The organism is Citrobacter farmeri (assembly GCF_019048065.1).
In the GTDB taxonomy this organism is placed as follows: domain Bacteria; phylum Pseudomonadota; class Gammaproteobacteria; order Enterobacterales; family Enterobacteriaceae; genus Citrobacter_A; species Citrobacter_A farmeri.
This window is the reverse complement of sequence record NZ_CP077291.1, coordinates 2390992-2417652: the sequence shown is the minus strand read 5'-3', so window position 1 is coordinate 2417652 and position 26661 is coordinate 2390992. Positions and strand designations below refer to the sequence as shown.

Below are 26661 nucleotides of genomic sequence, written 5' to 3'. Positions count from 1 at the left end.
CGCGCAGTGATTACTGCGCGGTAGGTTTTAACATTGTCGAACCGGGCGTACGATGCTCCGCCAGGTACTGGTGCTGGAAGATACACATCCGGATAGTATTGCGGTACTCACCGTTGATAAAGAATTCATGAATCAGCTCACCTTCGACCATAAAGCCCAGCTTACGGTAGATATGGATCGCCTTTTCGTTCTCTTTATCAACGATGAGGTACAGCTTATAGAGGTTAAGTACGGTAAATCCGTAGTCCATCGCCAGTCTGGCAGCACGGGAGGCAAGACCTTTTCCCTGATACTCCGGGGAAATAATGATCTGAAATTCGGCCCGACGATGGACATGGTTGATTTCAACCAGTTCGACCAGACCTGCCTTTTCTCCATCGCATTCGACGACAAAACGACGTTCGCTCTGATCGTGAATGTGCTTGTCGTAAAGATCAGACAACTCGACAAACGCTTCGTAAGGCTCTTCAAACCAGTAGCGCATCACGCTGGCATTGTTATCGAGTTGATGGACAAAACGTAAATCTTCACGCTCCAGCGGGCGCAGCTTAACACTGAGGGCGCTTGTCATACCCAATCCTTAACCTCTCGTTTCACTCTCTGTATTACGGGGTAACTACGCGACCGGTGCGACGATCCAGACAGCGCAGGGTGTTTGGCTCCCAGTACGCATTCAGATTGGCACTCTGTTCGCAGCTGTCGCGGTTATCAAAAGCGGCATCTGCTTTATCCCACTCTTTTTCCGCGCGTTTGTTAATTTTCTGACGCAAACTACGGGTGTCATCCCATTGTTCTTTTTGCATAGCTGCCTGTTGACGACTCAGGGCGCTGTCACCGGATTCGATCACCAGTCGACTGGTCTCAGCCTGCGCGGTCGCGGTGTACACGACAGCCCCCAGCAGCATCATTGCCGTCAGGCACAGGCGTTTGCGAAGCGTAATGTTCATGGCAAGTTCCTTTTATGAGCGACGCAAAAAGCATCATTAACACGCAAATTCTACACCATTCCTCGCACAGGGCATACCCACAGGACGGTTATGGATGAGATCAGGCGATTATGGCGTATCATGCCTGAACCTCAGGTAAATGAACGATTCAGATGATCAAAACAACGCTGCTTTTCTTTGCTACCGCACTGTGCGAAATTATCGGCTGCTTTCTTCCCTGGCTCTGGCTAAAGCGGGGCGCTACCGTCTGGTTGCTGCTCCCCGCCGGGGTTGCGCTGGCGCTGTTTGTCTGGCTGCTGACGCTGCATCCCGCCGCCAGTGGGCGGGTGTATGCGGCGTATGGCGGCGTTTATGTTTGCACTGCGCTTATCTGGTTGCGCGTAGTGGATGGGGTAAAACTCAGCCTGTATGACTGGAGCGGGGCGCTGATCGCGCTCTGTGGAATGTTGATTATTGTGGCGGGATGGGGACGCGGTTGAGCGTCTCTTTTTTGTGATCGCCTGGTGATTTTTTGATCATTATACTTGTATGGTAGTTATGTGGAGAATAAATTTCTTGCATCACTAATTTGATGTAAGGAAAACGCATGGGAAGTATAGTGATTCAACAGCCAAATAATTTATGGATTGAACAGCGGCCATTACCTTTACCTGAACCTGGAGAAGTGAGGATTAAGGTTAAAATAGCAGGCATCTGCGGGTCGGATAGCCACATATATCGCGGACATAATCCTTTTGCACAATATCCTCGCGTCATTGGTCATGAGTTTTATGGCATTATCGATGCAGTCGGTGACGGGGTGAGAAATAAAAGTCCAGGCGAACGTGTTGTGGTGGATCCCGTAATAAGTTGCGGCGTCTGTTATCCCTGTACGGTTGGCAAACCCAATGTTTGTACCTCGTTAACGGTATTAGGTGTTCATCGTGATGGCGGCTTCAGTGAATATGTCACGGTTCCTGAAAGTAATGTTTATTGTATTCCGGATTCGGTCAGTGACCGACAGGCGGTAATGGTTGAACCTTTTACGATTGCCGCCAATGTCACGGGCCAGGTTGCGCCGACAAAAAATGATATTGCTTTAATTTATGGCGCCGGGCCGATGGGATTAACCACCGTCCAGGTGCTGAAAGGCGTTTATCAGGTTAAAACGGTCATTGTTGTTGACCGGATTAATGCGCGGCTGGCAATGGCGAAAGCATGCGGGGCTGACGAAACGATGAATAATACCCGACGGCCATTAGCGCAATATCTGGCGGAGAAGGGCATCAGACCGACGTTGATTATCGATGCGGCCTGCCATCCTGCCATCTTGACTGAAGCCATTGACCTGGCGTCACCTGCGGCGCGTATTGTGATAATGGGTTTTTCCAGCGCCCCCAGCCAGATAATCCAACAGGGGATTACCGGAAAAGAGCTCACGATTTTCTCATCCCGACTGAATGCGCATAAATTTCCAGTTGTGATTGAGTGGATGCAAAAAAAATTAATCGACCCGGAGAAATTAATTACCCAACAGTTTGACTATCGCCAGGTCATTGACGCAATAACACTATTCGAAACCGATCAACAGAGATGTTGTAAAGTATTACTCTCTTTTTCCGTTTAAGATTAATTCATGCGAGGGACGCCTGATGATTCGGGCATTCCGTGGTACGCATTTACTCTGTAGAGACAGACGATATGAATACAATAAAGCATGAAAGAAGTACCCGGGATCTGGTGCGTGCCGCGATTTCAGGGTGGTTAGGAACCGCATTAGAATTTATGGACTTTCAGTTATATTCCCTGGGAGCAGCACTGGTTTTTCATGAGGTATTTTTTCCGGAACAATCCGCGGCAATGGCATTAATTCTCGCAATGGGAACCTACGGCGCAGGCTATATCGCGCGTATTATCGGGGCCTTCTTTTTTGGTAAAATGGGGGACAGGATTGGGCGCAAGAAGGTGCTGTTTATCACTATCACATTAATGGGAATGTGCACGACCTTAATCGGTATACTTCCGACTTATGCGCAGATAGGGATTTTGGCACCCGTATTGTTGGTGACATTACGTATTATTCAGGGACTCGGGGCCGGGGCAGAAATATCCGGAGCCGGAACGATGCTCGCTGAATATGCGCCAGTTGGTAAGCGGGGAATTATTTCATCACTGGTCGCTATGGGAACAAACTGCGGCACTCTCAGCGCCACCGCGATTTGGGCAGTGATGTTCTTTGCTCTCGATCGCGAAGCATTGTTGGCATGGGGCTGGCGTATCCCATTCCTGGCAAGCGTCGTCGTCATGATTTTTGCGATCTGGTTGCGGTTGAATCTGAAAGAAAGTCCCGTCTTCGAGCAGGTCAATGAGGGGGATTCTCCGGCGACAGCCCCGCAGGAGGCGATTTCAGCGGGAACGATGTTTACCAGCAAATCTTTCTGGCTGGCAACAGGATTGCGCTTTGGTCAGGCCGGCAACTCGGGGCTGATCCAGACGTTTCTTGCCGGCTATCTGGTACAGACGTTGCTGTTCAGTAAGTCCATCCCGACGGATGCGCTGATGATAAGTTCAGTGATTGGTTTTATCACTATTCCGCTACTGGGTTGGCTATCCGATAAATTCGGACGTCGTTTACCCTATATCGTGCTGAATATCTCGGCGATTATTCTCGCGTATCCGATGTTATCCATCGTGGTAGATAACACTTATCACCCGGGCGTGATCATGGCGGCTCTGATCGTCATTCATAACGTCGCAGTACTGGGTCTGTTTGCCCTGGAAAACATTACGATGGCAGAAATTTTTGGCTCACGAAATCGCTTTACCCGTATGGCGATTGCCAAAGAAGCAGGGGGGCTGGTGGCGGTCGGGTTTGGACCGGTGCTGGCAGGGATTTTCTGCAACATAACCGGAAACTGGCTGCCGATTCTGGTGATGATCGTGGTTTACTCCCTGATTGGTTTGCTCTCTGCGTTCCTGATGCCAGAAGTGTGCGACCGCGATTTGCGAATACCTGAAGACGCAACACAGTCTATGACCGTGAAGCGGCGTACTGCGGCAGTCAGTCGCGTCTGACCTCATTCAATTGTGACGGCTCCTGTTCTTCAGGGCCGTCTTTTCACCCTTTCTGAATTCACCCTTCCATGACATGACGGCGAGTTTTGTGATCTGCCCGGAAAAACAGATCATTTATACTTGTATGGTAGTATGCGAATTGCGTAAATTCCCTCCATCACCACACAGAACCAGGAAGAGAAAATGAAGATTGTAGGGGCTGAGGTTTTTGTCACCTGTCCGGGGCGAAACTTTGTCACATTGAAGATTACGACCGAAGACGGCATTACCGGTCTGGGAGACGCGACGCTGAATGGACGTGAGCTGTCCGTCGCGTCGTACCTGAAAGATCATCTTTGCCCGCAGTTGATCGGTCGTGATGCCCATCGCATCGAAGATATCTGGCAGTTTTTTTATAAAGGGGCGTACTGGCGTCGCGGACCGGTGACCATGTCTGCCATCTCCGCCGTCGACATGGCGCTGTGGGATATCAAAGCCAAAGCCGCCAACATGCCGCTGTATCAGTTGCTCGGCGGCGCATCGCGCGAAGGCGTGATGGTTTACTGCCATACCACGGGTCACACCGTTGATGATGTGCTGGAAGACTATGCGCGTCACAAAGAGATGGGATTCAAAGCCATTCGCGTACAGTGCGGCGTGCCGGGCATGAAAACCACTTACGGCATGGCGAAGGGGAAAGGGCAGGCTTATGAACCGGCGACCAAAGGGCAGTGGCCGGAAGAACAGCTGTGGTCAACCGAAAAATATCTCGATTTCACGCCGAAGCTGTTCGAGGCGGTGCGCAATACGTTCGGCTTTAACGAACATCTGCTACACGATATGCACCATCGTCTGACGCCAATTGAAGCCGCGCGCTTTGGTAAAAGCATCGAAGATTATCGCCTCTTCTGGATGGAAGATCCGACCCCTGCCGAGAACCAGGAGTGCTTCCGACTGATTCGTCAGCATACGGTGACCCCGATTGCCGTCGGTGAAGTCTTTAATAGCATCTGGGACTGCAAGCAGCTTATTGAAGAACAGCTCATCGATTATATCCGCGCCACTATCACCCATGCGGGCGGGATCACCGGCATGCGTCGTATCGCAGACTTCGCTTCTCTGTATCAGGTCCGTACGGGATCGCACGGACCGTCCGATCTCTCTCCGGTTTGTATGGCCGCGGCGCTGCACTTTGACCTGTGGGTTCCGAACTTTGGCGTTCAGGAGTACATGGGCTATTCCGAGCAGATGCTGGAAGTGTTCCCGCACAACTGGACCTTCGACAACGGCTATATGCATCCTGGCGAGAAGCCGGGACTGGGTATCGAGTTCGATGAAAAGCTGGCGGCGAAATATCCCTATGACCCCGCCTATCTGCCGGTTGCCCGGCTTGAAGATGGCACCTTGTGGAATTGGTAAGTTAAAATTTATACGACATGGATGTTATTCACCTCTGAGCCAACGAAGGTAATTATTTATGGTTAGTTCCGTTGATATTAAAAATGATGTTGATAGCAAACCTGTAGTTCGTCGTGTTGCCTCTGCTTCAGCGATAGGTACTGCCGCCGAATACTATGACTTTTTTGCCTATGGCACCGCAGCGGTGCTGTTCTTTGGACATTTGTTTTTCCCCAGTGACGATCCGTTAATCAGTACGCTGGCGGCATTTGCCACTTATGCGGTGGGCTTCCTTGCAAGACCACTGGGTGGAATTGTCTTTGGTCACATCGGAGATAAAGTGGGCCGCAAAAAGGCGCTGGTTATCACGATACTGATTGTCGGGCTCGGGACATTCTGCATCGGCCTGTTGCCGACATACGAAAAAATCGGCGTCTGGGCGCCTGTCCTGTTGATCTTCATTCGTGTACTCCAGGGGTTTGGTGTTGGCGGTGAACAGGCCGGGGCGGTGTTGATGACGGCTGAATATGCCGAACCTAAACGCCGGGGATTCTTTGCCAGTTGGGTACAAATCGGTGCGCCGGTTGGCTTCCTGTTACCGATGGCGTTGTTTGCGCTGCTCAATGCGACTTTATCCCCTGAAGCGATGATGGATTACGGCTGGCGTATTCCATTCCTGCTCAGTCTGCTGTTGGTGATAGTCGGTCTGTTCATTCGCCTGAGAATCGATGAGTCACCGGTGTTTGCGCAGATACGTGAGACGAAAGCGGAAGAGTCCCGTCCATTGATTGAAGTTATCCGCGATTTTCCTGGCATTGTAGTAAAAGGCGTCTGCGCGAAACTGATTGAAGCCTGTACTTTCGCGATGTTCACCGTGATCGTCCTTGCGTATGGCAAAGCCAATAATCTGGACGCCAATATCTTAATGGAAACCATGATTATTGCGGTGGTGATTGAAGTCCTTGCCATACCGATGATGGGGGCGCTCTGCGATAAAATTGGTCGTAAGCCGGTCTATATCATGGGGGCGCTGATCCAGGTCGTCATGATCATCCCGTTCTTCCTGGCCATTAATCAGGACAATTTCTGGCTGACGCAACTGGTGATGATTATCGTCATTAGCTTTGGTCACAGCATGTGCTATGCACCACAGGCGTCGTTCTTCCCGGAACTGTTCCCGACGCACATTCGTTGCAGTGGCATCGCCTTAATCTGGCAATTGGGTTCTCTGATTGGCAGCGGCGTACTGGGCCTGGTGGCGGTGAAAATTTTGCAGATGACCGGTGGGCATTACTACGGATTAGCTAGCTATGTGATTGTTCTGGGTATCATTTCTGTTATTGGCTTGCTCATGATGCCTGAGACTGCACCCCGGCGCCTCAAGCGTGAATATCAGGAGTGGCATAAGCACGATTAAGAGACGGATCTGTCCAGGATGGCTGCATGGAGGCAGCCAACGCTTAGCCCAGGGATCTCACCCAGGGCGTTCATTGCAGCATCAGGAAAGGCATCCTGTCACATAACTTCTAAATGATGTTATACCAATTAGCAAAATATTAATTCAAATCAAAACATACAACCATACAGGCGTTACTCTGGGACCGTCCTGATTTCATTCAAAGTAGGTCATACAATGCAAAACAAGCTCTTAACGGCAAAGGCGACGCTTCCTGACTACGATCGCAACCGACTGATCCCGCGTATTGTTCATCTTGGTTTTGGTGCTTTCCATCGTGCGCACCAGGGCGTTTACGCCGATATTCTGGCGGCAGAGCACAACAGCGACTGGGGATACTGCGAAGTGAACCTGATCGGCGGCGAGCAGCAGATCGCGGATCTCAAACAGCAGGATAATCTCTATACCGTGGCGGAAATGTCTGCCGATGCCTGGACGGCGAGAGTCGTGGGCGTGGTGAAAAAGGCGCTGCATGCTCAGGTTGACGGACTGGAGAGCGTGCTGGCGGCGATGTGTGAGCCGCAGGTTGCGATTGTTTCACTGACGATTACTGAAAAAGGGTATTGCCATTCCCCGGCAACCGGACAACTGATGCTCGATCACCCCCTGATCGTCGCCGATCTGCAAAACCCTCACCAGCCGAAATCTGCGCCGGGCGTGGTAGTTGAAGCGCTGGCGCGTCGTAAGGCGGCGGGCATCGCGGCCTTTACCGTGATGTCCTGCGACAACATGCCTGAAAACGGTCATGTGATGCGTAACGTGGTGATCGCCTATGCACGTGCGGTAGATGCCGACCTGGCCGCGTGGATCGAACAAAACGTCACGTTCCCGTCGACGATGGTTGACCGTATTGTTCCGGCCGTTACTGCCGACACACTGGATAAAATTGAAAACCTGACCGGCGTGCGCGATCCGGCGGGCGTAGCCTGCGAACCGTTCCGCCAGTGGGTGATTGAAGATAACTTTGTTGCTGGTCGCCCGCAGTGGGAAAAGGCAGGGGCAGAACTGGTTTCTGACGTAATCCCGTTTGAAGAGATGAAACTGCGGATGCTTAACGGCAGTCACTCATTCCTCGCGTATCTGGGTTATCTTGCCGGTTACCAGCATATCAACGACTGCATGGCGGATGAGAATTACCGCGTCGCGGCTCGGGCGCTGATGCTTAACGAGCAGGCGCCAACGCTGAAAGTACAGGGGGTTGATCTCGCCCGTTATGCTGATTTACTCATCGAACGCTACAGCAACCCGGCGCTGCGCCACCGTACCTGGCAGATTGCGATGGACGGAAGCCAGAAACTGCCTCAGCGAATGCTTGATTCTGTACGCTGGCATCTGGCGAATAACAGTCATTTCGATTTGCTGGCGCTGGGTGTGGCGGGCTGGATGCGCTACGTCGGCGGCGTGGACGAGCAGGGGAATGCCATTGAAGTAAACGATCCGCTGCTGCCGGTTATTCAACAGGCGGTACAAAACAGTGCGGAAGGTGAAAGCCGGGTTGAGGCGTTGCTGGGTATCGATGCGATCTTTGGTAACGAACTGCCGCAGGTGGCGCTGTTCACGCAGGCGGTGAAAGAGGCCTATAAGACGTTGCTGGCGGAAGGGGCGAAAGCCACCGTGGCAAAATATGCGACAAAAGTGAAGTAACTGCCTCAGGACTGCCGGATAATCGGGGCATTATCCGGCACTCACACCATTAGTTCATGCCGAGCCGTATCAGTTCTACCGGGGCAAATTTGCCTTCACAGCCTTCCACTTCGACTGTTTTTTCACGACGAATTTGCGCTGCATCCAGGCCTTCGGTCTCAATCGCTTTGATGCGACCGGTGTGGCCGGTGCCACTGATCATCACGCGGCTGCCTGTGGTGATTGCGTTACGGTTACGATCGTATGTCATCATGGTATTTTCTCCTTTCTAACTTACCGTCAAAGCCCGCGGGCTCAGGTCCCACGTAACGGGCGCTATATAAATACGCTTATCAGTCAGGATTTTTTTTGTTTTTGATCAATCTCACATCTTTTTTGATGTGGATATGCAGAGGAGAAAATGGGGAAACCTCATCTCTCTGAAGATGAGGCGGGAAACTTATTCTTCGCTGAACCAGTCGCTGTTTTCCTGGCGGATCAGCAGGACCGACTCGCCGATTTCTTGCAGATGTTGGGTCATAGCCTGTTCGACAGCATCGGCGTCGTGTTTTTCCAGCGCGGCAAAAATATCGAGGTGTTGACGGAGCAACATTTCCGGCGGAGAGACGTGATCGAGGCTCATGTAACGTACGCGGTCGATCGTGGCCTTGATATTTTCGATGGTGTCCCATGCCAGTTGGCAGTCGGCAATGGTTGCCAGTTTCTGGTGAAAATCGTCATCCAGCTCGAAGAAATCATTCAGCTGTTTGCGCTCAATGGCAATCCGCTGTTGATTGAGATTCTGCTCAAGCTGATAGCACTGGCTGTCGGTGATTTGGGCTGCGGCCCGGCGCGCTACCGCACATTCGATAGCCTGACGAACAAAGCAGCCGTTTCGCACCTGCGAGAGGGAGATCTTGTTAACGTAGCTGCCGCGCTGCGGACGGATCTGGATCAATCCGTTTTCCGCGAGCTTAATAAACGCTTCGCGCACCGGTTGACGAGAGACATCGAAGCGAACAGACACCTCTTTTTCGGACAGCGGCGTACCTGGCGCAATGAGGCAGTGCACAATGTCACGGCGAAGAATGCGATAAATCTGCTGATTTACGGGCTGTGTAGGGTTGAGTTGCGTTTCGACGGTCATTCGCTCTTACTTTTTAAAAAGTTAACTGACAAATTCTACCACTTTTTCGTTGCGAGCTATACCCGGCCCGTAGGCCGGGAGGCGAAATTAGCCACGATGAACGCTCAGTCCGGCAAAAGACTGGGTCACGGGCATCATTTCTACCGTATTGATGTTCACATGGGCTGGCAGGGTGGCAACCCACCAGACCGCTTCGGTCACATCCTCCGGCGTTAGCGCCGTGGTGTTCTCATAGGTTTTGCCCGCTTTGTTGTCATCACCTTTGAAGCGCACGTTGGAAAACTCTGTACCGCCCACCAGGCCCGGTTCGATATCCGTGACGCGAACGGCTGTGCCGTGCAGGTCGGTACGCAGATTCAGACTGAACTGACGTACAAACGCTTTGGTCGCACCATAGACGTTGCCGCCGGCATAAGGCCAACTTCCGGCCGTAGATCCAATATTGATGATATGACCCCGGTTACGCTCGACCATGCCCGGCAGCACGGCGCGGGTCATATAGATCAGCCCTTTATTGTTGGTATCGATCATGGTTTCCCAGTCTTCCACGCTGGCTTTATGCGCAGGTTCCAGACCCAACGCCAGACCGGCGTTGTTGACCAGCAGGTCGATGTCACGCCACTCGGCAGGCAACGATGCCAGCATCTCTTCAATGGCTGCGCGGTTGCGAACATCCAGTTGTGCGGTCAGCACGTTATCACCCAGCGACTCTTTTAACTCTTGCAGGCGTTCCTGGCGACGGCCAGTGGCAATGACTTTATGCCCGTTCTCAACAAAACGACGTGTAATGCATTCACCAAAACCTGCTGTTGCTCCGGTTACTAAAACGATCATCTCACTGTTCCTCAACGCTTTTTACGTTTAACTACCATAGCACGCGATCCGCCCACGCGGGTAATCCTGGTTTTACAGGATTGCGGTCTTTTACCCTGAAGCCTACTCTATTGAACAAATCGTTTTCAGGAGTGAAAGATGTCGTTAACGAATCCGTTCTTTAGCCACAGCCTGTTACCCTATCAGGCACCCCGTTTTGATCTGATTGAGGTCAGTCACTATCGCCCCGCATTTGACGAAGGGATGAAGCAAAAGCGCGAGGATATCGCCGCCATTATTGCCAACAGCGATGCGCCGGATTTTGCCAATACCGTCCTCGCGCTGGAGAAAAGCGGTGAGCTGTTGACCCGCGTTACCAGTGTCTTCTTCGCCATGACCGCCGCCCATACCAATGAGGAACTTCAGCGTCTCGATGAAGCGTTTTCTGCCGAGCTTGCAGAACTGGCGAATGATATCTGGCTGAACAGCACGCTCTTTTCCCGTGTCGAACACCTCTGGCAGCAGCGCGATGCACTCGGTCTCGACAGCGAGTCCGTGCGTCTGATCGAGGTGACGCATCAGCGCTTTGTCCTTGCCGGCGCCCAACTGAGCGACGCGGACAAAACGCAACTCCGGGCACTGAATACCGAAGCGGCGACGCTTACCAGCCAGTTTAACCAGCGCCTGCTGGCAGCAAATAAATCCGGTGGTCTGGTGGTGGACTATGCCCATCAACTGGAAGGACTCAGTGCGGAAGAGATCGCCAGCGCGCGTGAGGCTGCGAGCGAAAAAGGGCTAGCCGAGGGATGGCTGATTCCGCTCCTGAACACCACCCAACAGCCAGCGTTGAGCGCGCTGCGCGATCGCCAGACGCGGGAAAATCTGTTTAACGCCGGGTGGCGTCGGGCGGAGAAAGGGGATGATAATGACACGCGAGCGCTGATTCAGCGTCTGGTCGCTCTGCGCGCCCGCCAGGCGCAACTGTTAGGTTTTGCGGATTACGCGTCGTGGAAAATCGCCGATCAGATGGCAAAAACGCCAGACGCCGCGCTGGCCTTCATGCGCGCGATCGTTCCTGCCGCGCGTCAGCGGGCGCTGAATGAACTGGCTGATATTCAGCAAGTCATTGATGATGAACAGGGCGGGTTTAGCGCGCAGGCATGGGACTGGTCTTTTTATGCTGAGCAGGTGCGCCGTGCGAAATATGCGTTAGATGAATCCCAGCTCAAACCGTATTTCGAACTGGATACCGTTCTGCACGAAGGCGTGTTCTGGACCGCCAACCAACTGTTTGGCATCAAATTTATCGAACGCTTTGATATTCCGGTCTACCATCCGGATGTACGCGTCTGGGAGATCTTCGATCATAACGGCGTCGGGCTGGCGCTTTTTTACGGTGATTTCTTTGCCCGGGATTCGAAAAGCGGCGGTGCCTGGATGGGGAATTTTGTTGAGCAGTCGACGCTTAACGAAACCCAACCGGTTATCTACAACGTCTGCAACTATCAGAAGCCCCCGGCGGGACAGCCCGCGCTGCTACTCTGGGATGATGTCATCACGCTATTCCATGAGTTCGGTCATACGTTGCACGGGCTGTTTGCGTCTCAGCGCTATGCGTCGCTGTCGGGAACCAATACGCCGCGTGATTTCGTTGAATTTCCGTCACAAATCAATGAGCACTGGGCAAGTCATCCGACGGTATTCGACCGCTACGCCCGCCATTACGCCACCGGCGAGAAAATGCCAGAGGCGTTACAGGACAAGATGCGTAAGGCGAGCTTGTTCAATAAAGGCTATGACATGAGCGAACTGCTCAGCGCCGCGCTGCTGGACATGGGGTGGCACAGGCTGTCTGTTGAAGAAGCGGATCAGCCCGTGGAGTCGTTTGAAAAGCAACTGCTGGCGGCAGAGCAACTCTGTCTTCCTGCGGTACCGCCGCGCTATCGCAGCAGCTATTTTGCCCATATTTTTGGCGGTGGCTACGCAGCAGGCTACTACGCCTATCTCTGGACGCAGATGCTGGCGGATGACGGCTTTCAGTGGTTTGTAGAGCAGGGTGGTCTGACGCGTGAGAACGGTCAGCGTTTTCGTGAGGCGGTTTTATCCCGTGGCAACAGTGAAGATTTAGAGCGTCTTTACCCGGCCTGGCGAGGCAGTGAACCACAGATCGACCCTATGCTGAAACACCGTGGTTTAGCGGGATAACACGATCGACAACCCAATATCGACAACTTGATGTACAATGCGGGCTTCATTTTTCGGAGTCCGCGATTGCACATGTCTGTTCTCTTCCTTTTCTGTGCTGATATCCAGGCGACTTTCTGCTCATGAAAGGCGCCACGCCACTGCTTTTTTCCTCTGTCCTGCTGCTGGCCGGTTGCGGCAACAGCACCTTATCGCAGATGAATATGCCTGCCGAACAGCGTGCGCAGGCGGTGGTGGGATACTACGCGCGCGGCATCGATCCGATGATCCGCCAGTATATGCAGGAAAAACAAGTGACCGGGATGGTGGTGGCGGTCATTCAGCACAATGGGCCGGTGGAGTTCCACAGTTACGGCGTGACTGACAGTCGGCATCGTTATCCGATCACCCCGGACACGCTGTTTGCGCTGGGATCGCTGAGCAAAGGCGTCACGGCTGAAGTGACCACCCTGCTGGTGAATCAGGGCGTGCTCCAGTGGGACGACACCCTGGCGGAACTTCTACCGATGAATACGCCGCTAAGCGATGACGCCAGAAAGATCACCCTACAGCAACTGGCGACGCATACCTCCGGTTTACCCAGACAGCCGATGGATCTGCTGACGCTGGAAAATCTCCTGCGTTATTTCAGTACCGGTGAAAACTTTTATACCCAACTGGATAGCGACACGGTGCTGACATATCTCTCCGACTTCACCGCGCCTGAGGCGCGTGTGCCGCACTATTCCAATCTCGGCTACGCTCTGCTTGGCTACATCGTGCAACGTCAAACCGGTGAATCGATCTCGTCACTGGCAAATCGTCTGATCTTTGAGCCATTACAGATGAATAGCAGCAGTTTTCTGCCGACGACGCTCAAAGCCTATCCGTATCGCGCATTAGGCCACGCGGGAGATCAGCCGAAACTCATCCAGCGTGGCGAGTTGACGCCGGACTGGACGTTCCAGCGTAACATGGTCGGGGCGGCGAGTTTATACAGCAGTGCGCGCGATCTGGCGGGCTACGCGCGGGCTCATTTTGCAGCGGGGGAGAACGCCTCGCTCGCCCGTGCATTTGCGGATGTCTCCCGTATCCGTTTTTATCGCCAGAAAGAGGCAGCGAATATTGCGTGGGTGACCGATACCTTAGCCGATCGTCAGATAACCTGGCAGGTCGGGTATATTGGTGGATATTCCAGTTATATTGGCTTTGACAAGCGAAATCAGAATGCGGTGGTGGTGCTGCAAAATAGTTTTAACTGGAGTAATTATCTGGGGCATACCATTCTCAGTCAGTTAGCCCGGCAGTAAATTAAACGTCCTGCTGACTTTCCTGTTTTAAATAATTCGTCGTGCGATGCCGTCTTTACAAAACAGCGGTTTTATTGACATTAACCTGCATTCGATATGCTAAATTCCATTCAACAAGTTGATTAATGGACTAAAACAGTGAGAATCGGAGGTAATATGCAGTTGTTCATGCGCAAGAAATTACAGAGAAAACGCTGGAATACCCGTCCCGAATCGCAGGATTTACAGAATACGCGTTCCGCTGAACCGTGGTCTTCCCGTACTGCATGTTGCCAGAGTAAAAAAGAGTGGAAACGAGACGCGCCGGAATCTTAATTCCTGCCGTTTAACCTTCATTGAGAATTGACATGGTAGAGTGTATGCGATCCATTGTCGCTGCCGGGATTGGCGGGATGGTGGAAAAAGTAAAATACAAATCTATCCATGCAAGCATTCACCGTCGGTTATCCGGCGGTTTTTTTTTGCCTGTCAGACATAAAAATGGCCCCTTGTGCAGTGATGCGACAAGGGGCCTTATCGGTTCAGGACTTTCTCCGTTCATTAGTCATCCCATTTGTGGCTGAAATAAGCGGCCAGAAATCCAGAAAATAAAATAATTCCCAGAACGGCCATAAAAACGTTCATATTACCCAGCATAGTTACCTCCTTTGACAGGTTATGTTTTTCCTCGCTTACCTTAATTTTGGTTGGTGAAAGAGATAATAGCAGCATTAACCTAAACAAAAGCTGAATTGGGTGATTATTTAACGCTAAAAGTAAATTTCTTTCGGTATTGTGAAGGGGACAGACAATAAGCGTGGCGAAAATGGTGGCGAAATAGCGCCGCGCTGCCAAAACCGGTTTGTTCTGCGATCAGTTCCACGCTGAGTGGTGAATTTTCCAGGTAGTCGCGTGCCCGCAATAACCGCTCATTGAGGATCCAGCGTGCAGGCGTGGTGCCCGTACAGTCGGTAAAACGGCGTAAAAATGTACGCGAACTCATTCCGGCGCGCCTGGCCAGCGAAGCCGTGTCGTGATTCAACGTCAGATTTTGATGCAGGAAATCAAACAACTGGCCGAGCGTCTGGCTTTCACGCTGACGGGCGACAGGGCGCTGGAGTTGTTGCGGTTGCGCGCCGTCGCGATGGGGTTGCACCACCAGCCGTCGGGCAACGCTGTTGGCAACCTCAAGGCCGTAGTCCTCTCTGACCAGATAAAGACAAAGGTCGATACCCGCCGCGCTACCCGCCGAGGTCAGCAACTGCCCGGCATCATGATAAAGCACGTCATCAAGCACCTCGATCGCCGGAAAACGCTGTTGGAGCGTCTCCGTGTAACGCCAGTGGGTGGTGGCTTTGCGCCCGTCCAGCAACCCCGTCGCCGCCAGTACAAACACGCCGGAACAGATCGACAGCAGACGGCAACCTCGCGCCCATGCGCTGCGCAGTGCAGCACACAAGGCCTCCGGCACCGGCGCGTCGCTGTCCCGCCAACCGGGAACGACAATCGTATCTGCCTCAGCCAACAGTTCCAGCCCACCATCCACCACGATCCGCACCCCGCCGGTCGCCCGGAGCGGACCGTCATCTACAGACGCCACGGCAAAACGATACCAGTCAGCCCCCAGTTCAGGGCGCTGTAGACCGAAGATTTCGACCGCCACGCCAAACTCGAAAGTGCACAGTCCGTCATAGGCGAGCACAACCACAAGCGGGCGCTGCGTTTTTGGCATAATCCTGGTGTTTTTTGGCATGGTCAACGACGGTGTCTGAGGTCAGGAATGGTTAAATTATTGTAAACACAATCGTCCCTGAGGAGAAAGTAGAATGAGTCATGTTACTGAGTTTCCAGCCGCGACATCCGCCGTTGCGGTCAGCCATTTCCTGTCGCGTTTGAGTCTGGAAACAGATTGCGCCGATGTTTATGACAGTATCCATCGCGGGGAGCCGGATTTCGTCTTACTCCACGTGGTGGGAAAGCCAGAGACGTTTGCTCGTCGGCATATACCGGGGGCTATTCATCTGCCACATGCCATGATGAACGCCGAACGTATGAAAGAGTGGCCTGCGGATACCCTGTTTGTGGTGTACTGCGCAGGGCCTCACTGTAACGGTGCCGACCGTGCGGCACTGAAGCTTGCGAGGTTGGGCATCCCCGTGAAGGTCATGATTGGCGGCATCACCGGCTGGGCAGATGAAGGCTACGCGTTTGCCGGTTCCCCGGACTGAAGATGAATTTTTCTCATCATCGATGAATTTATCTCGTTTGCCTGCCCGACTATTGCATGTCAATTTGGACGCATAGACATCCAGAAGTCTAAATGTTTAAATAAGAAACTATCACGTCAGGCAATCATTGCCTGACGACGAAGGAGATCACATGCAAAGACAACAGGCACCATTTCGCGCAGAAGTCGTTGGCAGTTTTTTACGTCCCGACGATATCAAAGTTGCCCGCCAGCAGTTCTCGCGCGGGGAGATAACCGCACCGCAGTTACGCGCGGTCGAAGACGACGCGATTCGCCGGGTGGTCGAACAGCAGTGCGCCTGCGGCCTGCACGTCGTCACCGACGGTGAGTTTCGTCGCGCCTGGTGGCATTTTGATTTCTTCGACGGTCTGCAAGGGGTTGAACGTTATGACTCACAGCAGGGTATTCAGTTTAATGGTGTGCAGACTAAAGCGCACGGCGTACGGGTTACTGGCAAACTGGCATTCGGCGAGCATCCGATGCTGGAAGATTTCCGCTATCTGAAGAGCATCAGCGGTAACGCGCAACCTAAGATGACTATTCCCAGCCCCAGTGTGCTGCATTTTCGCGGAGGGCGTAAGGATATTGATGCCTCTGTGTATCCGGATCTTGAGGCCTATTTTGACGATCTGGCGACCACCTGGCGCGATGCTATCCACGCTTTCTACGCCGCAGGCTGTCGCTATCTGCAACTGGATGACACCGTATGGGCGTATCTCTGCTCTGATGCCCAGCGCCAGCAAATTCGCGAGCGCGGGGACTGCCCTGACGCCCTGGCGCGGATTTATGCCGATGTTATCAACCGGGCGCTGGCGGATAAACCGGCCGACCTGACGGTGGGTTTGCACGTCTGCCGCGGTAACTTCCGCTCAACCTGGATCTCCGAAGGCGGTTATGAACCGGTTGCGGAGATCCTGTTCGGCAGTGTCAACGTCGATGCTTTCTTCCTGGAGTATGACAACGATCGCTCCGGCGACTTTGCGCCGCTGCGTTTTATTCGCCCTGGTCACCAGCAGGTGGTACTGGGACTGGTTACCACCAAAAATGGCGAACTGGAAAACCCGGAGGGCGTGAAAGCGCGCCTGCAGGAAGCGGCACATTATGTTGATAAAGCGCAAATTTGCCTCAGCCCGCAGTGCGGTTTTGCTTCAACGGAAGAGGGGAATACCCTCACGGAAGCCCAGCAGTGGAACAAAATCAAACTTATCACCGAAATAGCCCAACAGGTCTGGTAAGTTGCCTCAATAATGCACACCGCGTTGCACACTAATAATGCAGCGCGGATCCATTTTGGTTCATTTTCTTAGTCATACAGCCAGCATCCAGCCCTTGCTGATTCAATAATCATTTCGAGCGTCAGCGGCTTCAGTTGGCGACCTTTCCACTCTTTTTTGCGCTTCCATTGCCACCAGAACAGTTCAGGCTCAAAGTAGTTATCGAGTGTAAAATTAGTGTGCTCAATGCCATATCTCGTGAATAAGTCAATGAGCATATCCTCCAGATCTTCAGGCACGAGATTAAAAAACTCCTGAAACGTCCATTCCTTGCTGACAGGGCGTTTGTGCTCGCTATAGTTATCGGTGACGTAGTTTAAGAACTCTTGCTCATCGGGTAATAGCATCAGAAATATATCCAGGCAATACGATCTTTGGGTTTTACTATCAAGTTGTATTTATATCTCGTTTCTCTGGCAACAAGGCTAAATACTAGCGCTGCTTGTGCATAGCCGACATATGGAACGGCTCTGCCTATTGCAGATCCTATTTTATTAGTGAACCGACTCTTACCCATACCTATTGTGGTTTCAACTCTAATGCCATCCGGGAATCGGGCGTCCTTGAAAATTTTACGAGCGAGTTTTGATGCTAAACTGGTTCGGGAGCCTGATGCTCCAAGGACTTTACGCTTAGGTATAAGGGGCAATCCGGTTAAAATCGTTGCCGCTGTCTCTATGGATATCCCCAAGTGATTTGCCAGGCCTTCGGCGAATATTAACCAGAACAGTTCTTGCGGTGTTACATTTGCATTGCCTTGATAAAAATAGGTGCTACCAAGTTCCTCTGTTGTATCCATAACCTAAATCTCATTCAGATAGGTACCTCAAGTTAAAACGTCTATTTTTTAGTGGCAATAAGGCAAGTTTGAGGCAAATGTAACTGTGTCTTTCACACAGCCTTGAATAAGGACAAATAGCTCGATAAAACAGTTTTGATCCTGAAAAATCGTTCTGGCATCTTTTTTGCTTTATTTCTCCTGAACTCATTTTTGCGCCGTGTTGTTTGTCGGGTCGCACCAGAACTCACAGCATTTTTATTTTCAGGAGTGAAATTATGCAGCGTCGTACCTTACTCAAAGCGTTTGCACTCTCGGCCTCGGTTGCCGCGATGGGACTCAGTTTTAGCGTTCAGGCCGCCGACACCATTAAAGTGGGCATTATGCACTCACTTTCCGGCACGATGGCGATCTCCGAAACGCCACTGAAAGATGTGGCCCTGATGACGATTGATGAGATCAACGCCAAAGGGGGCGTATTAGGCAAGAAACTGGAACCGGTGGTGGTTGATCCGGCCTCAAACTGGCCGCTGTTTGCCGAGAAAGCACGACAACTGCTGAGCCAGGATAAGGTGGCGGTGGTGTTTGGCTGCTGGACCTCCGTGTCGCGTAAGTCGGTGTTGCCGGTTTTTGAAGAGCTGAACGGCCTGCTGTTCTACCCCGTTCAGTACGAAGGGGAAGAGATGTCGCCGAACGTCTTCTACACCGGTGCGGCACCCAACCAGCAGGCGATCCCGGCGGTTGAGTACCTGCTGAGTGAGGACGGTGGGAGCGCCAAACGCTTCTTCCTGTTGGGCACCGATTACGTTTATCCGCGTACGACCAACAAAATCCTGCGTGCGTTCCTGCATTCAAAAGGGATTGCCGATAAAGATATTGAAGAAGTTTACACCCCGTTTGGTCACAGTGATTACCAGACGATTGTCGCCAATATCAAAAAGTTCTCCGCCGGGGGTAAAACGGCCGTGGTGTCGACGATCAACGGCGATTCCAACGTCCCGTTTTATAAAGAGTTGGCAAACCAGGGGCTGAAAGCCACCGACGTTCCGGTGGTCGCTTTTTCCGTTGGCGAAGAAGAACTGCGTGGGATTGATACCAAACCGCTGGTGGGTAACCTCGCGGCCTGGAACTACTTCGAATCGGTTGATAACGCGACTAACCAGAAATTTGTCGCCGATTATCGTGCATACGCCAAAGCCCATACGCTGCCAAATGCTGACACCGTTGTGACTAACGATCCGATGGAAGCAACGTACGTTGGCCTGCACATGTGGGCGCAGGCCGTCGAAAAAGCCGGGACGACGGACATGGATAAAGTCCGTGCGGCGATGGCCGGACAGTCCTTTAAGGCCCCGTCGGGCTTCACCCTGACGATGGATGCCACCAACCATCATCTGCATAAACCGGTGATGATTGGTGAGATCGAAGGCAATGGTCAATTCAACGTTGTATGGCAGACCGAAGAGCCGGTTCGAGCCCAACCGTGGAGCCCGTTCATTGCCGGTAACGATAAGAAATCAGACCAGCCGGTGAAAACAGCCAGCAACTGACGTTAAGCCCTCCTGCTCTGCGTACTGCCCGATGGCGCAAGCTTATCGGGCCTGGACAGAGCAGGGGTAAGCAGATGCAGGCCGGATAAGGCGTAGCCGTCATCCGGCGAAAGCGTCGCAAGGTTTGTCAACGTTTTTATCCCTCCAGCGGAGGGTGACTTCGGGAGATCACGACATGAAAGCCATGGGCTTTATTCGCGGTTTGTTGCTGGCGTTCGGGCTTCTGTCTGGCTTCGCTCAGGCCAGCGATGCCGACGCATTTGTCGCCGCCAGTCGTAGCGGGCAGGCGCAACTGCTCGAACAATGGGCGGCGGCACCGGAAACACAGCGGCTGCCGCTGTTGACGGCACTGAGCCGGGAAGCCGTGCAAACCGACAGCACTAAACAGGCTTTCACCCACGAGGGAGCGAAGGTTATCGCTCTGGGGAGTGCCAGCCGTCCAGCGGGGGCGTTAAAACCGCTGCGCTTAACCAACCGGCTGCGCATTCTTGTCGCTGGCGCGCTGGCGACACATCAACTTATTAGTGACAGTGTCACGACAAGATTGACGGCAACCCGTACGCTTGAACGCGACGCACAGCCGGCCATGCTGCCTGTTATCCAACAGCGCCTGGCGCAGGAAACGGATGCGGAAGTGAAAACCCGTCTGACCCGCGTGCTGGCTACTCTGCAACTGACCAGCCCATCCGCTGAGATTCGCCGGGAGGCGATCGCGCTGCTGGGCGAATCCAGCGATCCGGAAATGCAGACACGCCTGCAACCTTTTACCGATAAGGCGCATGAGCCGGATGCCAGCGTGCGTGCGGCGGCCAGTGATAGCCTGGCACGCATTCAACAGCGAATGGCGATCGGCGATCTGCTCGGGCAGGCGTTCATGGGACTGTCGTTGGGATCGGTGCTGCTGCTGGCGGCGCTGGGACTGGCGATCACCTATGGTCTGCTGGGGGTGATCAACATGGCGCACGGCGAAATGCTGATGCTCGGAGCGTACTGTACGTGGATGGTGCAACAGGCGATGGCGCAGTTTATGCCGCAATGGCTGGCCTTTTATCCACTGGTTGCTTTGCCGGTCGCCTTTCTGTTCACCGCTGGCGCGGGGATGATTCTGGAACGCGGGGTGATCCGCCATCTCTACGGACGGCCGCTGGAAACTCTGCTGGCGACGTGGGGGATAAGCCTGATGTTGATCCAGCTTGTGCGAATGACCTTTGGAGCGCAAAACCTGGAGGTGGCGAATCCGGCGTGGCTTTCCGGTGGCGTACAGGTCTACGCCAGTCTGGTATTACCGTGGAACCGCATTGTGGTGCTGGGTTTCGCGCTACTGGTGCTGTTCTTTACCTGGCTGCTGCTGAACAAAACGCGGCTGGGCATGCGGGTACGCGCCGTGACCCAGAACCGGAGCATGGCGGCCTGCTGTGGCGTTCCGACCGGACGCGTGGATATGTTGGCTTTCGGCCTGGGATCGGGGATTGCCGGACTCGGTGGCGTCGCCTTGTCGCAATTGGGTAACGTCGGCCCGGAACTGGGCCAGGGCTACATTATCGACTCCTTCCTGGTGGTGGTACTGGGCGGCGTCGGTCAACTTGCCGGCAGCGTGGCGGCGGCGTTTGGTCTGGGCGTGTTCAACAAAATCCTTGAGCCGCAGATGGGCGCGGTACTCGGGAAGATCGTCATTCTGGTGTTGATCATTCTGTTTATCCAGAAAAGACCCCAGGGACTGTTTGCTCTGAAAGGGAGGGTTACCGAGTCATGACGATGCCAATGACCTTAACACTGGCGCGTAAAGCGCCTCGCGTCAGTCGGGCGCTGGGGGCAATTATCCTGCTGGCACTGACGATCCTGCCATTTCTCGCCCTGCTACCTGCCGATCATCCGCTGGCCATTTCCGTGTGGACGCTTCAGCTGATTGGGAAAATCCTCTGCTATGCGGTGGTGGCCGTGGCGCTGGATCTCGTCTGGGGCTATGCCGGGATGCTGTCGCTGGGACACGGCCTTTTCTTTGCTCTTGGCGGCTATGCGATGGGGATGTATCTGATGCGCCAGGCCTCCGGCGACGGGCTGCCGGCGTTCATGTCTTTTCTCTCCTGGAGTGAATTGCCGTGGTTCTGGTGGGGGACGCAGCATTTTGCATGGGCGATGGCGCTGGTGGTGCTGGTTCCTGGGGGACTGGCGCTCCTCTTTGGTTATTTTGCCTTCCGCTCGAAGATTAAAGGCGTCTACTTTTCGATTATGACTCAGGCGTTAACCTTCGCCTGCATGCTGCTGTTCTTTCGAAATGAGACGGGCTTTGGCGGCAACAATGGCTTTACCGGGTTTACCACTCTCCTCGGAATGCCTATTACTGCGACCACCACCCGCATTGGATTATTTCTGGCGACGCTGTTGCTGTTGGTTCTGGCGCTGTGGCTGGGATTTGCGCTGGCGCGCAGTAAGTTTGGTCGGATCCTTACCGCTGTGCGCGACGCGGAGAACCGACTCATGTTTTGTGGCTATGACCCGAAAGGCTTCAAGCTGCTGGTCTGGACGCTCTCCGCCGTGCTGTGTGGGCTGGCAGGGGCGCTGTACGTGCCACAGGTTGGGATCATCAACCCCAGTGAAATGTCGCCCACTAACTCTATCGAAGCCGCCATCTGGGTGGCGCTTGGTGGGCGAGGATCGCTGATAGGCCCGGTCATTGGTGCGGTGGTGGTGAACGGTACTAAAAGCCTCTTCACCGTCATCATGCCGGAATACTGGCAGTTGTTTCTGGGGCTGATCTTCATTGGCGTTACGCTGTTTTTACCGCGTGGTGTTATCGGTTTATTCCGCAAAGGAGAAAAATAATGCAGCCCGATGAAGGACTTTTTACCCGCCAGGTTCCCGGCGATCGCTACCGTCAACAGACGGACCCGGTGCTGCAACTGGAAAACATCAACGTGAGCTTCGACGGTTTTAAGGCGTTAACCGATCTCACCTTGAATATTGGCGTTGGCGAATTGCGCTGCGTCATTGGCCCGAACGGCGCGGGGAAAACCACACTGATGGATGTGATCACCGGGAAAACGCGTCCGCAAAGCGGCAAGGCGCTGTATGACCAGTCAACCGATCTGACCACGCTGGATCCGATTGCCATTGCCCGTCAGGGAATTGGCCGCAAGTTTCAAAAACCGACGGTGTTCGAAGCGCTGACGGTGGAAGAAAACCTCGAACTGGCGATGAAAAACAACAAATCGGTGTGGGCCTCACTGCGCGCAAGGCTAAACAGCGAGCAGCGCGACCGCATCGATGAAATGCTGGGCCTGTTGCGCCTGCGAGCAGAAAGAGGGCGCGGTGCCGGGATGTTGTCGCATGGGCAGAAGCAGTTTCTCGAGATCGGCATGCTGCTGGTGCAGGAGCCGCATCTGCTGCTGCTGGACGAACCTGCCGCCGGGATGACGGATGCGGAAACGGAATATACCGCAGAGTTGTTCCGCACGTTGGCGGGTAAGCATTCGCTGATGGTGGTGGAACACGATATGGGGTTTGTGGAAACCATTGCCGATCACGTCACCGTACTCCATCAGGGGCGAGTGCTGGCGGAGGGCAGCCTGCGAGAGGTTCAGGCCAACGAGCAGGTGATTGATGTCTATCTTGGGCGCTAAGGAGTGCAGAAGATGTTGCAGGTGAATGAACTGAATCAATACTACGGCGGCAGCCATATTCTGCGCGGCGTCACCTTTGACGCCAGTCCAGGTGAAGTGACCTGTCTGTTGGGGCGCAACGGCGTGGGGAAAACCACTTTGCTGAAGTGTCTGATGGGACTTATTCCCGTACGTAGCGGAACGGTGAACTGGCAGGAGAAAAATATCACCCATCGCAAGCCGCATCAGCGGGTACAGGCGGGCATTGCCTATGTACCACAGGGACGCGAAATCTTCCCGCGAATGACGGTGGAAGAGAACCTGCTGCTGGGGCTGTCGCGCTTTTCTTCTCGCGAAGCCAAAACCGTACCGGAAGAGATCTACACGCTTTTCCCGGTCCTGAAAGAGATGAAACAGCGGCGCGGCGGCGATCTTTCTGGCGGTCAGCAGCAGCAACTGGCGATTGGTCGTGCGCTGGCGAGTCGTCCGCAGTTATTGATCCTCGATGAGCCGACGGAGGGTATTCAGCCGTCTGTTATCAAAGAGATAGGTCAAGTGATTGGCCAACTCGCTCGTCGCGGCGACATGGCGATTCTGCTGGTAGAGCAGTTTTATGACTTTGCGGCAGAACTGGCGGACAACTATCTGCTCATGTCGCGCGGCAGCATTATTCAACGCGGGCGGGGGGAAAATATGGCGTCAGAAGGGGTACGTGGATTAGTGGCTATCTGACTGACAAATGTGCAGGCCTGCGCCTGCACGACATCAGATCAGCACAGCGCCGGCTGGCCCCAGGGTCTGGCGCGCATGCCTTTAATCATCAGCGCCCATGCCGCAATAATCGCCACCATCAGGACAACGAACAGCGTCCAGGCGGGAAAAGAGGTCAGGATGACGCCGCTGGCCAGTGGGTTAACCGCCGCCCCCAGCCAGCCGAGCGACTGCGCAGAGAAATAGCTGGCCTTCATGCCCGCCGGGGCGATGTTATCGATCAGCATGTATTCACCCGGCGCGTAGATCACTTCGCCAAGGGTAAAGATCGCAGCGGATACGCCCCACAGCAAAAGGCTGTTGCCGGAGACCATGAACCCGCCGAGGCCAATGACAAAACAGACCGTGCCAAACGCCATCAGAGGGCGGATGTTTCCCGGTGTTAGCCTGCGTCCCACGGCATACTGTAAGCCCACGACTACCGCAGCGTTGACGGGCAACACCACCGCGACGACTTTCTCGGCGAAGTTGCCGTCGGCAACGACCATGACGTACTGGGAGAGGCAGGATGCAAATGCACCGCTCACAAATGAGGCCAGAAACGCCGACAGTGTAAACCAGAGCAGCGCTTTATCATGCAGCAGGACAGAAGGCGACCAGGCGACGCTGTTTTCGACATCGACAGCGGCAACAGAGCGTTTGACCAGCAGCTGGATAAATACCAGCGGAAAGGCGGAGCAGATTGCAGCAAGCCAGAAAGGCAAGTTGATGCTCTGCATCACCAGCAGCGTGCCGAGCGGTGGACCCACCGTCCAGCCGATATTGAGCACCGTATAGTTCAGCGAAAAGATTTTCGCCTTCGCGCCGGGTGAAAGATGGTCAGCAAACCAGGCTTTCAGTACAGTGGCAAACACCGAGTAGGCGCAGTTAATCAGAGCGAAAAGCAGCACCACCAGTACGACGCTATGAACCAGCGGAATGGCAATAAAGCCAAAAGCAAAGGCGGAAATTGCCAGCAGCATGTAACGTTTCTTATCGAATTTGTCTGCCAGAATGCCAAAGCCGAGGCTAAAGACCACGCCGATAGTCAGCGCAATGGTCATGGCATAGCCGATCAGATCCACGCTCAGGTCGTACTGGCGATTCAGATAAATGGTCATGAAGGGCAGCGTTGCGCCACGACCGATCGTCAGTAACAGTGAGGAGGCGAGTAAAGCGAGGGTGGATCGTCTCAGAGTCTTGTTCATTTATCTGCCCGACAGTGCGATTCGTTATGATTTTTTTAGATATGTAAAGAAATAGCACGGCAAAATTGTGATGTATAGCGGATAAATTGTTCTATTGTGCCTGTCTTACCTACCAGAATTAATGATCTGTTGCATGCTAATAATTTCCGTTACTTTAACTTGTTTACAAAAATTTAAACTTCGCGGAGCGGTGGTATGACGCGCAAAGACGGGCTGTTGGCATTACTGGTGGTGGTGGTTTGGGGGCTGAATTTTGTCGTCATTAAGGTTGGACTGCACGCGATGCCGCCGCTGATGTTGGCAGGGCTGCGCTTTTTACTGGTGGCATTTCCGGCGATATTTTTTGTTGCGCGTCCACGCATTCCGCTTTCGCTGCTGCTCGGATACGGCCTGACAATTAGCTTCGGTCAGTTCGCTTTCCTGTTTTGTGCGATCAAATTCGGTATGCCAGCAGGGCTGGCGTCTTTAGTGTTGCAGGCTCAGGCGTTCTTTACCATCGTCCTGGGGGCATTTGCCTTTGGCGAACGTTTACAGGGCAAACAAATTGCCGGAATTGCGCTCGCCGTTTTTGGCGTGCTGGTGCTGATTGAAGGCAGTCTCAATGGACAACATGTGGCGCTGCTCGGCTTTATGCTGACGCTGGCGGCGGCATTCAGTTGGGCCTGCGGTAATATCTTCAATAAAAAAATAATGGGGCATGCCTCGTGCCCGCCGGTAATGTCTCTGGTGGTCTGGAGCGCGCTGATCCCGATACTGCCGTTCTTTGCGGCCTCGCTGTTTCTCGACGGCGCGACGCAAATCGTGCAAAGCCTTATCGCTATCGATCTGACAACGATCCTTTCGCTGGTCTATCTGGCCTTTGTCGCCACGATTGTCGGCTACGGGATCTGGGGAACGTTGCTTGGTCGCTATGAAACCTGGCGAGTCGCGCCGCTCTCTCTGCTGGTGCCAGTGGTTGGACTGGCAAGCGCGGCGCTGCTGCTCGACGAAACGCTGAGCGCGCTACAGTTGTTTGGCGCGGTGCTGATTATGGCGGGTTTGTACATCAATGTGTTTGGCCTGCGCTGGCGCAAAACGACACCGTTGAGAGGGTAAAAAAAAGCCCTGCATTTGCAGGGCGAAAACGAATCACAGGCGGTGCCGGTTGTAATAGGGCACGCCCAGTTCGTCGGACTTATCACTTCCCGCGCCCATGTGGTTAAAATCAAACGGCGACTGTTCCAGAGAAGTGGGGACAATCATCGTGTCACGGCTGTTTGTCGTGGTGGGCTGCTCGGATTGTTCCGCAACGCTCTGACCTGAGACAACAAGCAGCAGGGCCAGCATTGCAGAAGACAACAGTTTCATGATTTCCTCGATTACGT

At 53.6% G+C, this 26661-nt stretch carries 28 protein-coding genes; 16 read left to right on the top strand and 12 right to left on the bottom strand.

Going from position 1 to position 26661, the window contains the following annotated elements; translation table 11 throughout:
• Positions 1 to 10: 10 nt before the first annotated feature.
• Positions 11 to 571: a spermidine N1-acetyltransferase gene (gene speG, locus I6L53_RS11325; RefSeq protein WP_042319142.1), complete on the bottom strand. Its 561-nt coding sequence runs from the start codon at positions 569 to 571 to the stop codon at positions 11 to 13.
• Positions 572 to 605: 34 nt separating this feature from the next.
• Positions 606 to 947, bottom strand: a complete 342-nt coding sequence (locus I6L53_RS11320) for a DUF1283 family protein (protein WP_042319140.1) — start codon at positions 945 to 947, stop codon at positions 606 to 608.
• A 152-nt stretch (positions 948 to 1099) separates the two neighbouring features.
• Here I6L53_RS11320 and I6L53_RS11315 point away from each other — a divergent pair, with 152 nt between their 5' ends.
• The 6 genes from I6L53_RS11315 to I6L53_RS11290 all read left to right on the top strand — a co-directional run bounded on the left by I6L53_RS11315 (position 1100) and on the right by I6L53_RS11290 (position 8478).
• Positions 1100 to 1426 (top strand): YnfA family protein, encoded by a 327-nt coding sequence (locus tag I6L53_RS11315; RefSeq protein ID WP_042319138.1) that lies wholly within the window; start codon positions 1100 to 1102, stop codon positions 1424 to 1426.
• A gap of 107 nt (positions 1427 to 1533) precedes the next feature.
• A complete protein-coding gene (locus I6L53_RS11310) occupies positions 1534 to 2553 on the top strand; it encodes a Zn-dependent oxidoreductase (protein WP_042319136.1) in 1020 nt (339 codons plus the stop codon).
• A gap of 74 nt (positions 2554 to 2627) precedes the next feature.
• Positions 2628 to 4001 carry an MFS transporter gene (locus I6L53_RS11305; protein WP_042319134.1) on the top strand — a complete coding sequence of 458 codons (1374 nt, stop codon included), beginning with the start codon at positions 2628 to 2630 and terminating at the stop codon, positions 3999 to 4001.
• Positions 4002 to 4184: 183 nt separating this feature from the next.
• Positions 4185 to 5399: a starvation-sensing protein RspA gene (rspA, locus tag I6L53_RS11300; protein ID WP_042319132.1), complete on the top strand. Its 1215-nt coding sequence runs from the start codon at positions 4185 to 4187 to the stop codon at positions 5397 to 5399.
• A gap of 58 nt (positions 5400 to 5457) precedes the next feature.
• A complete protein-coding gene (locus I6L53_RS11295; RefSeq protein ID WP_042319130.1) occupies positions 5458 to 6795 on the top strand; it encodes an MFS transporter in 1338 nt (445 codons plus the stop codon).
• A gap of 216 nt (positions 6796 to 7011) precedes the next feature.
• Positions 7012 to 8478: a mannitol dehydrogenase family protein gene (locus I6L53_RS11290; protein ID WP_042319128.1), complete on the top strand. Its 1467-nt coding sequence runs from the start codon at positions 7012 to 7014 to the stop codon at positions 8476 to 8478.
• A gap of 49 nt (positions 8479 to 8527) precedes the next feature.
• Here the strand turns inward: I6L53_RS11290 and ydfZ are convergent, their stop codons facing one another.
• The 3 genes from ydfZ to ydfG all read right to left on the bottom strand — a co-directional run bounded on the left by ydfZ (position 8528) and on the right by ydfG (position 10438).
• A complete protein-coding gene (gene ydfZ, locus I6L53_RS11285) occupies positions 8528 to 8731 on the bottom strand; it encodes a putative selenium delivery protein YdfZ (RefSeq protein ID WP_042319125.1) in 204 nt (67 codons plus the stop codon).
• Between the two features lie 186 nt (positions 8732 to 8917).
• Positions 8918 to 9604: a GntR family transcriptional regulator gene (locus I6L53_RS11280; protein WP_042319123.1), complete on the bottom strand. Its 687-nt coding sequence runs from the start codon at positions 9602 to 9604 to the stop codon at positions 8918 to 8920.
• Positions 9605 to 9691: 87 nt separating this feature from the next.
• Complete coding sequence (ydfG, locus tag I6L53_RS11275; RefSeq protein WP_042319121.1) at positions 9692 to 10438, bottom strand: bifunctional NADP-dependent 3-hydroxy acid dehydrogenase/3-hydroxypropionate dehydrogenase YdfG; 747 nt, start codon at positions 10436 to 10438, stop codon at positions 9692 to 9694.
• A gap of 138 nt (positions 10439 to 10576) precedes the next feature.
• Between ydfG and dcp the strand changes: the two genes are divergently transcribed.
• Both dcp and I6L53_RS11265 read left to right on the top strand, forming a co-directional pair.
• The gene (gene dcp, locus I6L53_RS11270) at positions 10577 to 12622 is read left to right on the top strand and encodes a peptidyl-dipeptidase Dcp (RefSeq protein WP_042319119.1); all 2046 of its coding nucleotides are present in this window, start codon (positions 10577 to 10579) and stop codon (positions 12620 to 12622) included.
• A 122-nt stretch (positions 12623 to 12744) separates the two neighbouring features.
• Entirely contained in the window at positions 12745 to 13911 is a 1167-nt protein-coding gene (locus I6L53_RS11265; RefSeq protein WP_094465424.1) for a serine hydrolase domain-containing protein, read from the top strand.
• A 433-nt stretch (positions 13912 to 14344) separates the two neighbouring features.
• Here I6L53_RS11265 and I6L53_RS23815 read toward each other — a convergent pair whose 3' ends face one another.
• From I6L53_RS23815 to ftrA, 3 genes are all read right to left on the bottom strand, one after another.
• Positions 14345 to 14452 carry a hypothetical protein gene (locus I6L53_RS23815; RefSeq protein ID WP_230325127.1) on the bottom strand — a complete coding sequence of 36 codons (108 nt, stop codon included), beginning with the start codon at positions 14450 to 14452 and terminating at the stop codon, positions 14345 to 14347.
• Positions 14452 to 14547, bottom strand: a complete 96-nt coding sequence (gene mgtS, locus I6L53_RS11260; RefSeq protein ID WP_000901367.1) for a protein MgtS — start codon at positions 14545 to 14547, stop codon at positions 14452 to 14454. The genes I6L53_RS23815 and mgtS overlap by 1 nt, the downstream gene beginning before the upstream one ends.
• Before the next feature lie 103 nt (positions 14548 to 14650).
• Positions 14651 to 15622 (bottom strand): transcriptional regulator FtrA, encoded by a 972-nt coding sequence (ftrA, locus tag I6L53_RS11255; RefSeq protein ID WP_378078078.1) that lies wholly within the window; start codon positions 15620 to 15622, stop codon positions 14651 to 14653.
• A 94-nt stretch (positions 15623 to 15716) separates the two neighbouring features.
• Here ftrA and I6L53_RS11250 point away from each other — a divergent pair, with 94 nt between their 5' ends.
• Both I6L53_RS11250 and I6L53_RS11245 read left to right on the top strand, forming a co-directional pair.
• Positions 15717 to 16118: a rhodanese-like domain-containing protein gene (locus I6L53_RS11250; RefSeq protein ID WP_042319116.1), complete on the top strand. Its 402-nt coding sequence runs from the start codon at positions 15717 to 15719 to the stop codon at positions 16116 to 16118.
• A 151-nt stretch (positions 16119 to 16269) separates the two neighbouring features.
• Positions 16270 to 17373 (top strand): cobalamin-independent methionine synthase II family protein, encoded by a 1104-nt coding sequence (locus I6L53_RS11245; RefSeq protein WP_042319114.1) that lies wholly within the window; start codon positions 16270 to 16272, stop codon positions 17371 to 17373.
• Between the two features lie 68 nt (positions 17374 to 17441).
• Here I6L53_RS11245 and I6L53_RS11240 read toward each other — a convergent pair whose 3' ends face one another.
• A complete protein-coding gene (locus I6L53_RS11240; protein ID WP_042319112.1) occupies positions 17442 to 17759 on the bottom strand; it encodes a DUF1493 family protein in 318 nt (105 codons plus the stop codon).
• Entirely contained in the window at positions 17759 to 18211 is a 453-nt protein-coding gene (locus I6L53_RS11235; protein WP_042319111.1) for an STM2901 family protein, read from the bottom strand. The genes I6L53_RS11240 and I6L53_RS11235 overlap by 1 nt, the downstream gene beginning before the upstream one ends.
• Positions 18212 to 18468: 257 nt before the next feature.
• Here I6L53_RS11235 and urtA point away from each other — a divergent pair, with 257 nt between their 5' ends.
• The 5 genes from urtA to urtE all read left to right on the top strand — a co-directional run bounded on the left by urtA (position 18469) and on the right by urtE (position 24071).
• The gene (urtA, locus tag I6L53_RS11230; protein ID WP_217124968.1) at positions 18469 to 19740 is read left to right on the top strand and encodes an urea ABC transporter substrate-binding protein; all 1272 of its coding nucleotides are present in this window, start codon (positions 18469 to 18471) and stop codon (positions 19738 to 19740) included.
• Positions 19741 to 19915: 175 nt separating this feature from the next.
• Positions 19916 to 21493: an urea ABC transporter permease subunit UrtB gene (gene urtB / locus I6L53_RS11225; RefSeq protein ID WP_042319108.1), complete on the top strand. Its 1578-nt coding sequence runs from the start codon at positions 19916 to 19918 to the stop codon at positions 21491 to 21493.
• Positions 21490 to 22563, top strand: coding sequence for an urea ABC transporter permease subunit UrtC (gene urtC / locus I6L53_RS11220; protein ID WP_042319107.1), 1074 nt, complete (start codon positions 21490 to 21492; stop codon positions 22561 to 22563). Before urtB ends, urtC begins: the two co-directional genes overlap by 4 nt.
• Positions 22563 to 23360, top strand: coding sequence for an urea ABC transporter ATP-binding protein UrtD (urtD, locus tag I6L53_RS11215; protein WP_042319105.1), 798 nt, complete (start codon positions 22563 to 22565; stop codon positions 23358 to 23360). The genes urtC and urtD overlap by 1 nt, the downstream gene beginning before the upstream one ends.
• Before the next feature lie 12 nt (positions 23361 to 23372).
• The gene (gene urtE, locus I6L53_RS11210) at positions 23373 to 24071 is read left to right on the top strand and encodes an urea ABC transporter ATP-binding subunit UrtE (protein WP_042319104.1); all 699 of its coding nucleotides are present in this window, start codon (positions 23373 to 23375) and stop codon (positions 24069 to 24071) included.
• A gap of 38 nt (positions 24072 to 24109) precedes the next feature.
• Here the strand turns inward: urtE and ydeE are convergent, their stop codons facing one another.
• Positions 24110 to 25297: an efflux MFS transporter YdeE gene (gene ydeE / locus I6L53_RS11205; RefSeq protein WP_042319103.1), complete on the bottom strand. Its 1188-nt coding sequence runs from the start codon at positions 25295 to 25297 to the stop codon at positions 24110 to 24112.
• Positions 25298 to 25492: 195 nt separating this feature from the next.
• On the opposite strand from ydeE, the gene eamA reads away from it, so the two are divergent.
• A complete protein-coding gene (gene eamA / locus I6L53_RS11200) occupies positions 25493 to 26392 on the top strand; it encodes an O-acetylserine/cysteine exporter (RefSeq protein WP_042319102.1) in 900 nt (299 codons plus the stop codon).
• Positions 26393 to 26425: 33 nt separating this feature from the next.
• On the opposite strand, the gene marB is transcribed toward eamA, so the two are convergent.
• Entirely contained in the window at positions 26426 to 26644 is a 219-nt protein-coding gene (marB, locus tag I6L53_RS11195; RefSeq protein WP_042319100.1) for a multiple antibiotic resistance protein MarB, read from the bottom strand.
• Positions 26645 to 26661 lie beyond the last annotated feature (17 nt).